This window comes from Rhodophyticola sp. SM2404 (assembly GCF_053570515.1).
This window is the reverse complement of the sequence record NZ_JBSEDL010000001.1, coordinates 49,540-65,351: the sequence shown is the minus strand read 5'-3', so window position 1 is coordinate 65,351 and position 15,812 is coordinate 49,540. Positions and strand designations below refer to the sequence as shown.

Annotated in this window: 17 protein-coding genes and 1 other RNA gene; 11 read left to right on the top strand and 7 right to left on the bottom strand. The window is 57.4% G+C overall.

Going from position 1 to position 15,812, the window contains the following annotated elements; genetic code table 11:
• Nucleotides 1-77 precede the first annotated feature (77 nt).
• Nucleotides 78-998 (top strand): DMT family transporter, encoded by a 921-nt coding sequence (locus ACTYEO_RS00345; protein ID WP_449321723.1) that lies wholly within the window; start codon nt 78-80, stop codon nt 996-998.
• Between the two features lie 13 nt (nt 999-1,011).
• Here the strand turns inward: ACTYEO_RS00345 and ACTYEO_RS00340 are convergent, their stop codons facing one another.
• Entirely contained in the window at nt 1,012-1,476 is a 465-nt protein-coding gene (locus tag ACTYEO_RS00340) for a hypothetical protein (RefSeq protein ID WP_449321722.1), read from the bottom strand.
• Between the two features lie 62 nt (nt 1,477-1,538).
• Entirely contained in the window at nt 1,539-2,513 is a 975-nt protein-coding gene (gene nudC, locus ACTYEO_RS00335; RefSeq protein WP_449321721.1) for an NAD(+) diphosphatase, read from the bottom strand.
• A 141-nt stretch (nt 2,514-2,654) separates the two neighbouring features.
• Between nudC and ACTYEO_RS00330 the strand changes: the two genes are divergently transcribed.
• From ACTYEO_RS00330 to ffs, 5 genes are all read left to right on the top strand, one after another.
• Nucleotides 2,655-4,595: a bifunctional 2',3'-cyclic-nucleotide 2'-phosphodiesterase/3'-nucleotidase gene (locus ACTYEO_RS00330; protein WP_449321720.1), complete on the top strand. Its 1,941-nt coding sequence runs from the start codon at nt 2,655-2,657 to the stop codon at nt 4,593-4,595.
• Nucleotides 4,596-4,758: 163 nt separating this feature from the next.
• The gene (locus ACTYEO_RS00325; RefSeq protein WP_449321719.1) at nt 4,759-5,772 is read left to right on the top strand and encodes an ABC transporter substrate-binding protein; all 1,014 of its coding nucleotides are present in this window, start codon (nt 4,759-4,761) and stop codon (nt 5,770-5,772) included.
• Between the two features lie 62 nt (nt 5,773-5,834).
• On the top strand, nt 5,835-6,632 hold the full coding sequence (locus ACTYEO_RS00320) for an ABC transporter ATP-binding protein (protein ID WP_449321718.1): 798 nt from the start codon (nt 5,835-5,837) through the stop codon (nt 6,630-6,632).
• The gene (locus ACTYEO_RS00315; protein ID WP_449321717.1) at nt 6,629-7,396 is read left to right on the top strand and encodes an ABC transporter permease; all 768 of its coding nucleotides are present in this window, start codon (nt 6,629-6,631) and stop codon (nt 7,394-7,396) included. The genes ACTYEO_RS00320 and ACTYEO_RS00315 overlap by 4 nt, the downstream gene beginning before the upstream one ends.
• Nucleotides 7,397-7,447: 51 nt before the next feature.
• Nucleotides 7,448-7,546: signal recognition particle sRNA small type (ffs, locus tag ACTYEO_RS00310), an RNA gene on the top strand.
• Nucleotides 7,547-7,605: 59 nt separating this feature from the next.
• Here the strand turns inward: ffs and ACTYEO_RS00305 are convergent.
• Nucleotides 7,606-7,944, bottom strand: a complete 339-nt coding sequence (locus ACTYEO_RS00305; RefSeq protein ID WP_449321716.1) for a hypothetical protein — start codon at nt 7,942-7,944, stop codon at nt 7,606-7,608.
• A gap of 122 nt (nt 7,945-8,066) precedes the next feature.
• On the opposite strand from ACTYEO_RS00305, the gene ACTYEO_RS00300 reads away from it, so the two are divergent.
• From ACTYEO_RS00300 to recR, 3 genes are read left to right on the top strand one after another with little or no spacing between them, the layout of a single operon-like run.
• Nucleotides 8,067-9,824, top strand: coding sequence for a DNA polymerase III subunit gamma/tau (locus tag ACTYEO_RS00300; protein WP_449321715.1), 1,758 nt, complete (start codon nt 8,067-8,069; stop codon nt 9,822-9,824).
• Nucleotides 9,825-9,842: 18 nt separating this feature from the next.
• Nucleotides 9,843-10,187 carry a YbaB/EbfC family nucleoid-associated protein gene (locus tag ACTYEO_RS00295; RefSeq protein WP_449321714.1) on the top strand — a complete coding sequence of 115 codons (345 nt, stop codon included), beginning with the start codon at nt 9,843-9,845 and terminating at the stop codon, nt 10,185-10,187.
• Between the two features lie 9 nt (nt 10,188-10,196).
• Nucleotides 10,197-10,796, top strand: a complete 600-nt coding sequence (recR, locus tag ACTYEO_RS00290) for a recombination mediator RecR (RefSeq protein ID WP_449321713.1) — start codon at nt 10,197-10,199, stop codon at nt 10,794-10,796.
• Between the two features lie 332 nt (nt 10,797-11,128).
• On the opposite strand, the gene ACTYEO_RS00285 is transcribed toward recR, so the two are convergent.
• Entirely contained in the window at nt 11,129-11,779 is a 651-nt protein-coding gene (locus ACTYEO_RS00285; RefSeq protein WP_449321712.1) for a ribonuclease T2 family protein, read from the bottom strand.
• 129 nt (nt 11,780-11,908) lie between these two features.
• Here ACTYEO_RS00285 and ACTYEO_RS00280 point away from each other — a divergent pair, with 129 nt between their 5' ends.
• On the top strand, nt 11,909-12,664 hold the full coding sequence (locus ACTYEO_RS00280; protein ID WP_449321711.1) for a DUF1013 domain-containing protein: 756 nt from the start codon (nt 11,909-11,911) through the stop codon (nt 12,662-12,664).
• A 96-nt stretch (nt 12,665-12,760) separates the two neighbouring features.
• Here ACTYEO_RS00280 and ACTYEO_RS00275 read toward each other — a convergent pair whose 3' ends face one another.
• The 3 genes from ACTYEO_RS00275 to clpS are packed head-to-tail and all read right to left on the bottom strand — an operon-like array spanning nt 12,761 to nt 14,995.
• Nucleotides 12,761-13,573, bottom strand: coding sequence for an SDR family NAD(P)-dependent oxidoreductase (locus tag ACTYEO_RS00275; protein WP_449321710.1), 813 nt, complete (start codon nt 13,571-13,573; stop codon nt 12,761-12,763).
• A 32-nt stretch (nt 13,574-13,605) separates the two neighbouring features.
• Nucleotides 13,606-14,622 carry a class I SAM-dependent methyltransferase gene (locus tag ACTYEO_RS00270; protein ID WP_449321709.1) on the bottom strand — a complete coding sequence of 339 codons (1,017 nt, stop codon included), beginning with the start codon at nt 14,620-14,622 and terminating at the stop codon, nt 13,606-13,608.
• Between the two features lie 28 nt (nt 14,623-14,650).
• The gene (clpS, locus tag ACTYEO_RS00265) at nt 14,651-14,995 is read right to left on the bottom strand and encodes an ATP-dependent Clp protease adapter ClpS (RefSeq protein WP_449321708.1); all 345 of its coding nucleotides are present in this window, start codon (nt 14,993-14,995) and stop codon (nt 14,651-14,653) included.
• A gap of 105 nt (nt 14,996-15,100) precedes the next feature.
• On the opposite strand from clpS, the gene ACTYEO_RS00260 reads away from it, so the two are divergent.
• Nucleotides 15,101-15,811 (top strand): HAD family hydrolase, encoded by a 711-nt coding sequence (locus tag ACTYEO_RS00260; RefSeq protein WP_449321707.1) that lies wholly within the window; start codon nt 15,101-15,103, stop codon nt 15,809-15,811.
• The last annotated feature ends 1 nt before the right edge of the window (nt 15,812 follow it).

Genomic DNA, 15,812 nt, shown 5'->3' with positions numbered 1-15,812 from the left:
GCTCCATGCCAAGCCCCTTGCCTATCCCCATGCCAAGGCGCATCCTGAGGTCCATACGACAACAATCCGAGCACATCATGAACCCTCTGCGTGGCATTGCCTTCAAGATCGGCTCGGTCTGCGTTTTTGTTGCTATGGCGGCGCTGATCAAAGCCTCATCAGGCACCATCCCTCCTGGCCAAGCGGTGTTCTTTCGCTCGGCCTTTGCGATACCAGTGATTGTGGCATGGCTGGTCTGGCGACATGAATTGGCCATAGGGTTGAAAACCGTAAACCCTATGGGACATTTCTGGCGCGGCTTGGTGGGCACCTCGGCCATGGGTCTTGGCTTTGCGGGGCTGGGGCTGCTGCCGCTGCCCGAGGTCACGGCCATAGGCTATGCGGCACCCTTGCTGGTGGTGGTATTCGCCGCCATGTTTTTGGGCGAAGAGGTACGGCTGTTCCGCTTGTCCATGGTGGCGTTAGGGATGGTGGGCGTCTTGATCGTGCTATCCCCAAGGTTGCAAATCAATGCCAGCGCGGTCAGCCATGCGGAAACCCTTGGGGCGATCATCGTGCTGATGGGGGCCACTTGTGCAGCGCTCGCACAGGTTTTCGTGCGCAAACTGGTCCAGACCGAGCGGACCTCGGCCATCGTGTTCTGGTTTTCGATCACAGCATCCTGTTTGGCGCTCTTTACCTTGCCATGGGGTTGGGTCTGGCCTTCAGCTACTGAGGCCGTTCTGCTGGTCAGCGCGGGCTTGTTCGGTGGTTTGGGGCAAATCCTGCTGACGTCGAGCTACCGCGAGGCAGATGCCTCGTTGATTGCCCCCTTTGAATACACATCCATGTTGCTCGCCCTGATCGTGGGCTATGCAATATTTGATGAAGTGCCGTCCCTGACGATGATGGCAGGCGCGGCCATCGTCATTCTAGCAGGCGTCCTGATCATCCTGCGCGAACGCCATCTTGGCCTAGAACGCGCACGCCAGAGAAAGGCGATGACCCCGCAGGGGTGATACATCACCCGCCTTATTGATTGCGGTAATCGGCCTCGATCTCATTGCCGCGCCGCACCAAGCTGCCCGTCATTTTCTGCAACACCCGACCGCGGGCCAGTTTCAGGGTCTGGATGATCAGGCGTGCACTCAATGTATTGGGTTTAAGCTCAAGCACTGTGGCAATGCGGGTGATTGTCGGAGACATCTCGTAAAATGTCATCTCGTACGAGCAATCCATGCCGCCCACCTTGCTCTCGACCAAGATGGTGTCGTTCTCGGCCATATGGCCAATCACGGCATCAATCCTGCGTGGTTTGCCGCGTACTGTGACACTGCCTTTCCACGCGCGCTCCTCTGCGGCTTGCGTCCAGTTGCCTTCACGCCTCAGCTCGGCACCGCGCCCTCGGATTTCATCTTCGAGGCGGGAAAAATCTGCCATCCGAGAATAGACAAAATCCAGCGGCGCATCGACATCTTCGGCCACTTTGAATTTCATAATCGGTCTTCCTTCTTATTCGTCAGTTCAAATGCGGCTGGCCCCAGCGCGATTGCTTTGGATTAATCCAATCGGTCCGCAAGCCAGTTTTCCAGCAAAAACCCTGCAATTGCGCCATTTCTAGGGCGAGAAATTGAGGAATGTCGCCCAGCGAACACATCAAGCATATCTTCACGGCTGATCCAGATCGCATCTTCCAACTCTTCTGGGTCCACCGTGATCTCGCAGCTGGTTGCATCGCCTTTGCACCCAAACATCAGCGAGGCGGGATAGGGCCAAGGCTGGCTTGCGAGGTAATCCACCTGCCCCACGCGAATACCCGATTCTTCAAAAACCTCTCGGCGCACAGCCGCCTCGATGGTTTCACCGGGTTCAATGAAACCCGCCAAAAGCGAATACATCCCCTCGGGCCAATGCGGAGAGCGGCCAAGCAAGACATCATTGCCATGGGTGATCAGCATGATCACTACTGGATCGGTGCGCGGAAAATGATGCCCGCCACAAGAGGCACATTTGCGCACCCAACCGCCATCGGCCATATCGCTTTGTTTGCCACAGCGCGAACAAAACAGATGCGTCTTGTGCCAGTTCCAGACCGCCCGCGCAGTGGCCGCCAATTCCGCGTCCCGCGCGGTGAGCAGGGTCATCACATTGCGCAATTCCAGAAACCTTGCGCCATTAGGCGCGGATGGATGAACCTGCTCGGAGCGGTCGAGGAAGGAGTCGATCTGCATCTCGTCCACTTCAAGCGGTTCCCAATCGGAAATATCGGCTGCGAAACGTGGGGTTCCCTCGTCGAGACCCAAAAATATTCTCTCAGAGTTCGCTTTCGCCAAAACGGGGCTGTCACTACCCAGAAAGACCAAGCTTTCCACCCCATCCGTGTCGTTTCTGCATAACAATTTGCCCCGCCACAGCGGAACCACGCACTGCGTTCCGTCAACGAGCATCTTGTCTAAAGCACTGGTATCTTTACGGATATGGGCCGCTCGGTCCAAACCTGACCCTCCGAAGGTCACCTCTTCGGCTCGTTTCATACCTGCTCCTGCATGCGCGTCTCGATTTATACGGTTCTTTGACAAGGAGTTTGGCAGATTGCCCCAAGCGGCGCAATCAACTGGTCGGCGTTAACCATTGCAGACTGGAAATTTTTCAAAGCCACTGATCTAGTGCAAGAAATGGGGACCATACTGGCTCAAGACAGGGGTGATAGCATAGCGCTCGAGGAAACTTCGCAGGCAAGCCCGCAGGCGCAGCTGCGCCTTTGCATCATGGCCACAAGCGATCTGCATGCCCATCTTCATCCCTATGATTATTACAGCGATCAGCCGCAAAATGATGTCGGGCTTGCCAGAGTTGCATCCCTGATCACCGCACTGCGAAATCAGGAGAGCAACACCTTGTTGCTGGATAATGGCGACACATTCCAAGGCACACCGCTTGGGGATTTCGGGGTCGCGGAGCGGGTCGAAAAAGACCAAGCCCATCCTATGATGACCGCGATGAACAGCCTCGGCTATGACGCGATGACCTTGGGCAATCATGATTTCAATTTCGGCCTGCCCAATCTGGAGCGCATTCTGGAGGACGCCGAATTCCCCGTCATTCTTGGCAATGTCTCGCGGGCGGATGGAACCCCGCTGCTGCCCGCCCATGTGCTGCTGCACAAAAAGGTCATGGATGAGGCAGGGCAAACCCAAATCCTCAAGATCGGGATTCTTGGCGCCACCCCGCCCCAGATCATGAAATGGGATAGAACCTTGCTTGAGGGGCAGCTTCAAACCGCCGAAATCGTGCCAAGCGTCAAACGCAGCGTGGCCGCCCTGAAAGATGCAGGCGCCGATCTGATCATCGCGCTTTGCCATAGCGGGATGGGAAGCCCTGAGGACCTGCCCGATCAGGAAAATGCCGCTAGCGCGGTTGCTCGGATTGAAGGCGTTGATGCGCTTGTTGCGGGTCATACGCATGAGGTTTTCCCCAATCCCTTGCGGCCAAATCCGACCTGCGCCGACCCCGAAGCAGACCACTCCGCAGGCACCCTATCGGGCAAGCCCATGGTTCAGCCAGGATATTGGGGTGGCCATCTTGGGCGGATAAGCCTGCATCTTGCGGCTGATGATCAAGGCAAATGGGCTGTGGTCAGCGGTCAGGGGGAGGTCTTACCAATTTCTGCTAATGATACACAGGCCGCGTCCATTGAGGCGCTTGTGCCAAGCGACCCGCAGATCATTGCAAACTCGACCGAGGATCATCTCGCGACATTGGAATTCATGCGCCGCAAAATCGGTGCATCCACGGAGCCTTTGGAAAGCTATTTTTCCCTCATCTCCAATTCCAGCATTGTGAAGCTGGTGGCAGATGTGCAGCGCGAAGCCGCATCTGCGCTTCTGCAAAGCCACCCGCTGTCGCATCTGCCGCTCTTGTCAGCGGCGGCACCGTTCAAGGTCGGCGGGCGCGGTGGCCCGAGGTTTTTCACTGATATCCCGCGCGGCCCTTTGGCAATCAAGAATGCCGCCGATCTCTATGTTTTTCCCAATATGCTTCAAATCCTCAAAGTCACGGGTGAGGGGGTGAAAGATTGGCTCGAACGCGCGGCGAGCGTCTTTTTCCAGATCGACCAAAACGGCGGTGAACAGAGGCTGATTGATCCCGTTTTTGCGGGATATAATTTCGATGTGATCGATGGTGTGACCTATGAAATCGACGTCACGCAACCAAGGCTCTATTCCGCAAATGGAGAAACCCGTTTCGATGGGGAAGGCCGCGTTTTCAATATATGTTATCAAGGCCAACCTATTCGGGCTGATCAGGAATTTCTGGTGGTGACCAACACCTATCGCGGGTCTGGTGGCGGCCATTTTGCAGCTGCGGCCCAAGCCGGCCCTGTGCTGACCGACCCGCGATATCTGCGCGACATCCTGATCGCCCATATCGCCAAAGAGGGCGTGATTGCGCCTCAACCAACAACGGCTTGGCATTTCACCCCATTGGGCGGGTTTTCTGTCATTTTCGAAACGGGCCCTGCAGCCCTGAACCACCCCGAACGCATCGAGGCACTTGGCCTTGAACATCTGGGGCAATCCCCCTCGGGATTTGCCCAATTTCGCCTGACCCTCTAACGATAGCAACGCATCTGCACATTTTGCTATCATAGTGATTAATTTTTGTGCATGCTCCCCGATACAAACACGATCGAGGCAGCCGCGAATTGACGGTGGAGCGCGCAGCAAATCACGGTAACTGGCCGATATAGATCAACCTTCAACAGTTGGAGTTTACACCTTGTTCAACAAAGCTATCCCGACCCTTGCAGCAACGCTGATTTTGGCCAGCCCGCTCGCGGCCCAAGACACAGAAATTGCCTTCGCGCTTGATTGGCGTTTCGAAGGCCCCTCCGCCCCCTATTTCCTTGCCCTCGATAACGGCCATTTCGCGGCCGCTGGTCTAGATGTGGAAATCACCGCAGGCGAAGGCTCGCTGGATGCGATCCCGAAAGTGGCCTCTGGCTCTTTCCCGATCGGGTTTGCCGATATCAATTCGCTCGTGCGCTTCCTTGACCAAAACCCAGGCGCGCCCGTCATCGGCGCTATGATGGTCTATGACAGCCCCCCCTTCTCGATCGTGGGCCGCGTAAGCCAAGGCATTTCGGGCATCGAAGATCTTGAAGGCTCCGTGCTTGGTGCGCCTCCACCCGATGGTGCATGGGCGCAATTCCCGATTCTGGCTGCGGTCAATGATATCGATGTCAGCACCATCACCGTGGAGCCCGTTGGCTTCCCCACCCGTGAGCCGATGCTGGCCGAGGGCAATGTGGATTCCGTGACAGGTTTCAACTTCTCCTCCTATCTCAGCCTCGCGCGCCTCGGCATCCCTGAGGATGACATCACCACGATCCTTTTCGCCGATTACGGTGTTGAGCTTTATGGCAACGCGATCATCGTCAACACCGATTTCGCAGCGGCAAACCCCGAAGTTGTAACGGGTTTCCTCGCGGCTGTTGCGGCTGGTGTGAATGATGCGATTGCCGATCCTGCAGCGGGTGCCGCCGCTGTCATCGAGCGCAACCCCGCGGGCGATGCAGCACTTGAGCAGCGCCGACTGGAGCTGGCACTCGAAGCCAATATCGTCACTGATTATGTGCTGGAAAATGGCATGGGCGGTGTCGATGCCGACCGTATGGATCGCGCCATTGAACAGATGCGCATCACCTATGAGTTCCAAAGCGAACCCGATGCCGCGCTCTACTTCACTGATGCCTATCTGCCCCCAGCAGAGGCACGGATGCTGAGCGAGTAAATACCTTCATCGGGCCGGCTGAAACAGCGCCGGCCCGATTTTCCCAAGAAAAGTAAGTCCTCATGACAACTCAGATCGAACTGAAGGATGTGACCCATGCCTATTCAACGGCATCTGGTCCTCTTCCCGTTCTCGACCATCTTTCCTTGTCCATCCCCAAAGACAATTTCTGCGCTGTGGTCGGCCCTTCGGGCTGTGGCAAATCCACATTGACGCGATTGGTCTCAGGGTTGATGCGCCCCGATCAAGGCGAGGTTTGGCTGGCTGGCCAAAAAGTTACCAGCCCGCGTCCCACTGTTGGAATGGCCTTCCAGAACCCTGTTCTGCTGGAATGGCGCAGCATTTTGCAAAACGTGCTGCTGCCCCTCGAGATTGTGAAATCTGGCATGAGCAAGGCCCAAGGGCTGGAACGCGCGCATTACCTGCTGGAACTGGTCGGTCTGAAAGGCTTTGAGGATAAGCGCCCATCCGAGTTGTCAGGCGGCATGCGCCAGCGCGCCTCGCTTTGCCGCTCGATCATTCATAAGCCTGATGTGCTGATCCTTGATGAACCCTTTGGCGCGCTTGATGCCTTCACCCGCGAAGACCTGTGGTGCACCATGCATGATCTGCGGGCGCAAGAACCCTTCACCTGCCTTTTGATCACCCATGATCTGCGCGAAAGCGTCTTTCTGGCCGATCAGGTGATTGTGCTCTCGGGGCGCCCTGCCAGCGCGCAATTCGTGCTTGAGGTCGATATTGAAGGCAAGCGCACCCTTGATGATCTTTATACGCCCAAAGCCGTGGAAATGCTGGCCACGCTGCGTCACCAAATTCAGGTCGCCCAAGGCCGCGCCTCGGATGAGGAGGTAAGCGCATGAGCAATCTATTCCGAAAAGTCGGGGTTCCGACCCTGTTCATCCTTGCCGTGATCGCCCTTTGGGAATGGTTGGTCTGGGTCAATGGCCTGCCTGATTACCGCATGGCCTCACCTTCCGATCTGGTGCCGAAATTCTGGCAATTCCGTTGGCTCTTCCTTGAAGCCTCATGGGAAACCTTGTGGCGCACGGTTGTTGGCCTTGGCGTTGCTGTGATCTTCGGCACGCTTTTGGGCATGGTCATGGGGTTTTCACGTGTGGCGCGCGATGGTCTTTACCCGCTTCTGGTGGGGTTCAACGCGATCCCCAAAGCAACCGTGGTGCCGATTGTTGCGCTGATCTTTGTGGGTCAACATGACTTCAACACGATCCTGATCGCCTTCATGATCTCCTTCTTCCCCATCGCGGTCTCGGTCTCTATCGGCTTGTCGACGCTGGAGCCTGAATATCGTGACATCCTGCGCTCCCTCGGGGCATCGAATTTCACGATCTTCTGGAAAATCGCCCTGCCCAAGACGCTGCCCGAGTTCTTCGGTGCGCTGAAAGTGGCCGTCACCTTGGCCTTTATCGGGACCAATCTGATGGAGATTGTCAGCCCACATGGGCGTGGCTTGGGGGCCTTGTTCGACTCAGGGCGCATCAGTGCCGATTACCCGCTAATGTTTGCGGTGCTCTTTGCGCTGGCCGCTCTCGGGATCGTGCTGTTTTATGTGGTGGTCTTCCTTGAACGCGTCTTTGCAGGATGGGCCGACCGCTCTCCAAGCTAAGGTCAAACGCTCCGCCTTGCGACTCTGGCTGCGATTGCCTATATGCGGGGTTGAGAGGTTGGCGCGGGCAAGCGCCTCGCCAACCTGGTCAGGTCCGGAAGGAAGCAGCCACAACGAGCCCCGCTTGGGTCGATGTCCAGCCTCTCACCTTACAAAAAACGCCGCTCCTTTCGGGGCGGCGTTTTTGTTTCAAAGCGTCCCAAGGCGGATCACATGCCATTCACCAAAGACGTCATCGTATACATGCCCATAAAGGCCAAGACGGTGGCGGCAATGAAATAAACCGTCGCCCCTTTGATGAACCAAGCGCTCCAGCCGCGTGCGACTTTTGCCCGCCACAAAATCAAACCTGCCGCAATTGAAGGGGGATGCGCCAGAATGAAGACCGAGGTCAGCGCCAATCCCATCCTGTGAAACACGCTATCACCGCCCGAGGCCTGAAATATCCAGACCAACCAAACGAGCGCCACCAAAGCCGAAACCGCCAATAAAAACACAAACAAGGCGCCGTGGATCGGGCGCCAATTCGTTTGAAACTCATCTTGCATAATTCGGCCCTTTTCCAGCTTGCCTGATCCGCGGGGGATATAATCATGCGCGCCAGAGGAACAGGTTGCCGCGCCTCGCCACAAGCCCTAGTTTAGCACGAGGATTATGAAAGTAGGCACCCATGAGCGAAACCGACCAACCCGTCTATCAGGTTCTGGCGCGCAAATACCGCCCGGCAAGCTTTGCCGACCTGATCGGTCAGGAGGCGATGGTCCGCACGCTCAAGAACGCCTTTGCCGCCGACAGGATCGCACAAGCCTTCATCATGACGGGTATCCGCGGAACGGGTAAAACCACCACCGCGCGGATCATCGCCAAAGGGCTGAATTGCACAGGCCCCGATGGCACTGGCAAACCCACGACCGAGCCTTGCGGTGTCTGCGAAAATTGCATGGCCATCGCCGAGGGGCGGCATGTGGATGTGCTTGAAATGGACGCGGCCAGCCGCACGGGCGTAAATGATATCCGCGAGATCATCGAAAGCGTGCATTACCGTGCCGCCTCGGCGCGGTACAAAATCTACATCATCGACGAAGTCCATATGCTCTCGACCAGCGCGTTCAACGCGCTGCTCAAGACCTTGGAAGAGCCGCCCGCCCATGTGAAATTCATTTTTGCTACCACGGAAATCCGCAAAGTGCCTGTCACGGTGCTGTCGCGCTGTCAGCGTTTTGATCTGCGCCGCATCGAGCCTGAAGTGATGATCGCGCATCTCCAAGGCATTGCTGGCAAGGAAAACGCCCAGATCACCGTAGATGCGCTTGCGCTGATCACACGCGCTGCCGAAGGATCGGTGCGCGATGCTTTGAGCCTTCTGGATCAGGCAATCTCGCATGGCGCGGGCGAGACCACCGCCGATCAGGTGCGTGCGATGCTGGGATTGGCAGATCGCGGCCGCGTCATGGACCTGTTCGATATGATCATGCAGGGCGATGCCGCAGGGGCCATAAACGAGCTTGGCAGCCAGTATTCAGACGGGGCCGACCCGATGGCCGTGCTGCGCGATCTGGCCGAGATCACCCATTGGTTGAGCGTGATCAAAATCACGCCCGAAGCCGCCGAAGACCCCACGATCGGCCCAGATGAGCGCGCACGAGGTCGCATGCTGGCTGAAAAGCTGCATATGCGTGTGCTCAGCCGGATGTGGCAGATGCTGCTCAAAGCCTTGGAAGAAGTCGCCTTGGCCCCCAATTCCATGATGGCCGCCGAAATGGCCGTGATCCGCATGACCCATGTGTCTGATTTGCCCACGCCGGGTGATTTGGTGCGCAAGCTGCAAGATATGCCACCGCCGCCAGCAGGCAGCGCGACACCCTCGGCCGCTGGTCCGTCAACGAGTGGCTCAGGCCCCAGCGCCACAATACCGCAGGGGCCACAGGGCGGCGGCACGATGGCCCGCTCAGGCGCGCAGACGGCGGTCGCACTCGCCCCCGAAGAGGCCCTCGCCCATTACCCGAGCTTTGAAAGCGTTGTGGCGCTGATTGAAGCCAATCGTGATATCAAATTGCTGGTGGAAGTGAAAACCTCGCTCAGGCTTGTTTCTTATTCGGCGGGACGCATCGAATTTGAACCGACCGAACGCGCACCTGCCGATCTTGCACAACGCCTTGGCGCGCGTCTGAAAGACTGGACGGGGCAGCGTTGGGGCATCTCGGTCGCCTCCACAGGCGGCGGCGCGACCCTGGACGAGCAGGAAAACGACGCACAGCGCAAGCTAGAGGAGGAAGCCGCGGCCCATCCAATGATGCAGGCCGTGATATCCGCCTTCCCCAAAGCGAAAATAACCGAAATCCGCACCCGCGAGGAAATCGCAAATCAGGCCGCCGTCGAGGCGTTGCCTGAGGTCGAGGATGAATGGGACCCATTTGAAGATGACTGATCTGAAAGGACAAAGATCATGCTGAAAGGACTAGGCGGGCTTGGCGATATGGGCAAGCTGATGAAGCAGGCCCAAGAGATGCAGAGCAAAATGGCCGAGATGCAGGAAAGCCTCGCCTCGATCACCGTGACGGGCGAATCTGGTGCAGGCCTCGTCAAGGCGACCTCTACGGCCAAGGGCGAATTGACAGCACTTGATATCGACCCTTCGATCTTTAATGGCGATGACAAGGAAGTGGTCGAAGACCTGATCCTTGCCGCGATCAAGGACGCGCAGAAACGCGCAGCCGAGCGCAGTCAGGAAGAGATGCAGAAACTGACCGAAGGCATGGGTCTGCCCGCTGGCATGAACCTGCCCTTCTGAGGCCGAATTTTGGCTGATGCGACACGCGAGATCGAAGCGCTGATCGATATGATGGCGCGGCTTCCGGGGCTTGGGCCCCGCTCGGCGCGGCGTGCCGTGTTGCAACTTATCAAAAAGCGCGGGGCGCTGATGCGCCCCCTATCCGAGAGCATGGCCCGCGTTGCCGAAACCGCGCGCGAATGCCTGAATTGCGGTAATATCGGCACGGGCGATATCTGCGGTATCTGTAGCTCGGAAAAGCGAATGAACGGCCAGATCTGCGTGGTCGAGGATGTTGCCGATCTTTGGGCGATGGAGCGCGGGCAAGCCTTTCAGGGGCGCTATCATGTGCTTGGTGGCACGCTTTCTGCCCTTGATGCCATCGGGCCTGATGATCTGCGCATCCCGAAACTGATTGATCGCATCACCTCCGAGACGATCTCGGAAGTTATCCTTGCACTCAACGCCACTGTCGATGGCCAAACCACCGCGCATTATATCGCGGGCGAGTTGGAAACGATGGGAGTTGCGGTCTCGTCGCTGGCGCAAGGCGTGCCCATCGGGGGCGAGCTGGATTACCTTGATGACGGGACCATTTCCGCAGCCCTACGCGCGCGAAAATCCTTCTGATCTTAAGAGGTCAAAGGCCACTCTTTCGACAGGCCTCAAACCGCTAAGACGCACCCCCCTACCACCGTTGCCTTTCATAGGAGAGGCGCGGTTCATTTTCCATTTCCCATCGCCGCTACTCGCCCGATCTACCAAAGCCGAGCTCGGACAAGGTGGATGCTATCAGAGGGTCGAGGCCGCAGGCCAAAACCCTCTAACGCTGTTTGGGACCCACCCAGAACTGGTCCCCCTCAGTGCAAAAGTCCTCGGTCCTGCCCCCAAATTGGACCGAGGACGAACACTGCCCCCAGTATCAATCCAAATTCGGATAGCCGCCCTCACCTTAGCGCCGCCTAGCGCATCGGGCTAAAAAGCGCGTCTTCCAAGCTGCAATCGCGGCGGACATCGCGGCCGCATTCTCTGGGTTCCAGATCGCGCGTCAGACAGATGCGCACTTCCTGCACCCGATCCGAACGGCAGGTCACCGTCAGCATATCGGCCGAGAGCGCCTCATTCTCCTCCAAGAAGGCCTCTTCAATGACACGGGCAGGCAGGCGCACATCTCGCGTCACTTGGCGCAGCAGGTCAGGGCGCGTCACCCTCTCATAGGCCAAGCGCGACAAAGTGAAGTAATCCGCAGCCTCCAAGCCTGAGCAAACCCCGTGCTTGCGCCATTGATGCCAAGCCAACCCGCTGGAGCCCATGATATCGACCATTTCACCCGTCATGCCGCGCGAAGGCGGGCGCTCCGAGCTGGGGCAATAGCTTGGCCAGCCCTCGTCATATTGCGGCCAAAGCCCGTGCAACGTGAAGCCGAAGCCCTGCCCCGCCTCGCATTGCTCGCTTTCGCGCGCATCACCTTCAAGCGCGCACCAAGTCGGTGTCCAGCTCAAGGCCATGACATAGTAATCAAAATCGCCAGCGCGCTCGCCCTCGGCCTTGGCCGTTGAAATGGGCATTGCGACAAGCCCGATCAAAAGTGCTGCCCTTAATGCTCGTATCATTCCCTCTTCCCCTTCGCCCTGCTCTCGCCTATATAGCTGCCAACTTCCCCGAAATCGAGGAACCGCGGAGACCCTCCGCAGCCGTTTTATCGGCACGTCCGAGTTGTATCTTCTTCAAGGAGCCAAGACATGAATAAACCAATCATGGCAAAAGCCACAGCCGTTTGGCTCGTGGATAACACCACGCTTCACTTCAAGCAGATCGGCGAGTTCTGCGGCCTGCATGAATTGGAAGTCCAAGGCATCGCGGATGGGGATGTGGCGCAAGGTGTCAAAGGCTTTGACCCGATTGCCAATAACCAGCTTACCCAAGAAGAAATCACCAAGGCGGAAGAAAACCCCGCTTATCAGCTCAAGCTGAAATTCAACCCTGCCTCCGTTGGCGAAGAAAAGCGCCGTGGCCCGCGCTACACGCCCCTGTCCAAGCGTCAGGATCGCCCTGCATCGATCTTGTGGCTGGTAAAGTTCCACCCAGAACTGACCGACGCGCAAGTCTCGAAACTGGTTGGCACTACCAAGCCGACCATTCAGGCCATCCGCGAGCGGACACATTGGAACATCTCGAATATCCAGCCGATTGATCCTGTTGCCTTGGGCTTGTGTAAGCAATCCGAACTCGACGCGGCTGTGCAAAAAGCAAATGCCAAACGCGCCGCCGAAGGCACCGTCATGAGCGATGATGAACGCCGCAAGCTGGTTTCGACCGAGCAGAGCCTTGCAGGTGACGAAGAGCCGAAAATCCCGACCTCGATCACGGGCCTTGAGACATTCACCCTCTCGGGCAATGAAGACGATGAGGAAGAGAAAGACAGCAAGCCTGTTGATGCGGATAGCCTGTTCAATCTGCCCGCAAGCAGCGATGATGAAGGTGATGACGACCAGTAATCGGTTGCGCACGTCTTCCAAATTAACAAAAAGCCCCGCCCGAATATCCGAGCGGGGCTTTTTGTTTCAAATAGGGGCGGGCTGGCCACTACGCGGTCAATGCGCGGCGCTTGTCACATTATCTAGCAGAGTACGCCCTCCATCAACGGTCAGGATCTCACCCGTGATGAAGCCTGCCCCGTCCGAGGCAAGAAACTGAACCGCACCTGTCACCTCACGGGCGGATGCAATTCGGCCCAAAGGCGTGCATTGCTGGATCTCCTTCCTCAGACCATCGGTCTCAGACAGACTATCCTGAAGGCTGGCCGACATCATCGAGCCGAAGGCCACTGCATTGACGCGGATTTTATGCGGGGCAAGCGCCACGGCCAAACCGCGCGTGGCTTGCTCAAGAGCGGCCTCACTGATCGAATAACCGAGCAATTCAGGATGCGTGCGCTGCGCCGCGATCGAAGATAGATTCACGATCGAGCCGATGCTGCCCTCCGTATTCCCTTCGGCCTCAGCCTGCGAAATCATGCGCTTGGACACGGCTTGCGACAGTCGAAGCGCAGTAAACATGTTTTGGTCCAGCATCGCCTCGACCGTATGATCAGAGGGATCAAGCGCATCAGTCAAAATGATCTGGCGGCTTGCATTGACCAGAATATCAACGCGTTCAAAGGCGTCGATCGTTGCGGAAATCAGGTTGGCGATTGTCAGCTTCTCACGCAGATCACCTGCAAAGAAACGCACATTCTCGGCTTGGTCTTCCTCGCGCGCGCCGCATTCATCGGCAAGCCGCCCCTCGTCACGATCCGCGAACATGACATTCGCGCCGCGCTCGACAAAATGACGCGCAATCGCCAGACCGATGCCATTGGCGGCACCAGTCACAATCGCGGTTTTCCCTTGGATGGATAGAGACATTGGGTTCTCCGTCTGGCCTTGCTTGGTTCAGATCAGCGACGCGCCCGCACGGGCTTGCCTGCTTGGTAGAGTTTGTATCCCTGTATCTCGGCCAGCATCTTGCCCGTGCCGAAATGGTCTTTCAGCGCTGCCTCATAAGGCAAATGACGGTTCGCCACCATGAAAAACTGACCCGAGGGTTTCAACAGCCGCGAGGCGGCCGCGATAAACGCGCGCCCCAAAGCGGGGTCGGCCTCGCGGCCCGTATGGAAGGGCGGGTTGCACACCACAGCGTCATAAAGCTCGCTCGGCTTGAAACTGCGGGCATCATCCCAGAAAAACGCCGCGCGTTCATCCTCGATATTGACGCGGGCCGCCTCCAGCACGCGCCAATCCGCCTCGATCAGATCAAGCGATTGGATGCTTTCCTGTTCGTCCAGCAAATTGGCCGCGATAAAGCCCCAGCCCGCACCAAGATCGGCAACGCGGCCCTTCAAGGCGGGCACCAATGCCACCAGCAGTTCCGATCCAGGGTCCGCATGATCGGCCGAGAACCCGCCCGGAGGGACGATATAGCCACCCTCGATCTCGGCAGGCTCGGCGATCCAGTTGATGATTTGCTCGGGCAACTTTTCGGGGCGCTCAAACCAGAACAATTTGCCATGCGCCTTGGAGAGGACCTCCTCGACTGGCAACAGCTTTTTGATTTCTTTCAGGATCGACTCGATCCCTTCGCCTTTTTGCCCATCGACCAAAATCATCCCGCCGGGTCGGGTCAGAACGACAGCCTCCGCCAATGCATTCAGCGTATCGGCCTTGGATTTAACGATCTGGATCAGGGCCGACGCGATATCGGGCGCATTTGAGGCGTCCATCTCGGCCACAGTTTCGAAACCACGGGCTGTCAGCCGCGCATGATCGGGGAAGAAGCTTTGCACCGCCAATACACGTTCAGCGCCGAAAGCCTCAAGCCGCGCATCGCCACGGGCGCGCATCACCAGCACGCGGCCTGCATCAGGCAAAAGCAAAGCGCCGCTTTCAAGCGCGGTGATCCAACGGTCTGGTGTCATGATAAGGGGTTTCGAGCGACTGAGCCTGTCAGTCCTCTTTCTCCATCGTGCATTGCAGCGGGTGCTGGTTGCGGCGGGCGAAATCCATCACTTGGGCAACCTTGGTTTCGGCAATCTCATAGGAGAAGACGCCGACAACAGCCACCCCCTTCTTGTGAACGGTCAACATGATCTCGACCGATTGCGCATGCGAGATCGCAAAGAAGCGCTCAAGCACATGGACCACGAATTCCATGGGCGTGAAATCATCATTCAGCAGCAGCACCTTATACATCGGCGGCCGCTGCGTTTTCTCTTTTGGCTTTGTGATGAGCTTTGTATCGCCCTCATCATCGGGCTTGTCAGTCATCATCGTCCAGTTTGCGGGTGCCATCACGTCTCCGAAGGGTTCGTGGCCTCTTGATCAGGGTCACTATATAAGCCGATAGATGATTCAGAAAAGAGGGGCATTTCATCACCCCTCAGGAGTGATTGCAGGATGCCGCAAAAGTTGCAAACAATCGGTTTCGATGCGGATGACACTTTGTGGCAAAACGAGCACTTTTTTCGCGTCACACAGGCCCGTTTTGCCGAATTGCTGGCTGATTACACCGATAGCGACCATTTGCATGACCGCCTCCTTGCAGCCGAGCGCCGCAATATCGGGCGCTACGGATTCGGGATCAAGGGTTTCATGCTCTCGATGATCGAGACCGCGATCGAAGTTACCGATCAAAAAGTGCCCGCCAGCGTGATCGGTGAATTGCTCAGCGCAGGTCAGGAGATGCTGGCCCATCCCATCCATCTTCTGCCCTATGCCGAAGATGCCGTCCGCATTCTGGCCGAGACATATCAATTGGTGCTGATCACCAAGGGCGATCTGCTGGATCAGGAGCGTAAACTGGCGCAATCAGGGTTGGGAGATTTCTTTCACGGCGTTGAAATCGTGTCGGAGAAAACGCCCGCCATCTATCACCGCGCCTTTGGCACCCATGGGGACGGGCCGCAAAACGCCATGATGGTCGGCAATTCCATGAAATCCGATGTGGTGCCCGCAATCGAGGCCGGCGCTTGGGGGGTCTATGTGCCTCATGGGCTGATTTGGGAATTGGAGCGCGCCGAGGCCCCCGAAGGTCATGCACGCTACCGTGAATTGCAGGATCTGGGGCAGGTCGTAGACTTGGTATCCGAGATTAGCCAACAGAATTGAG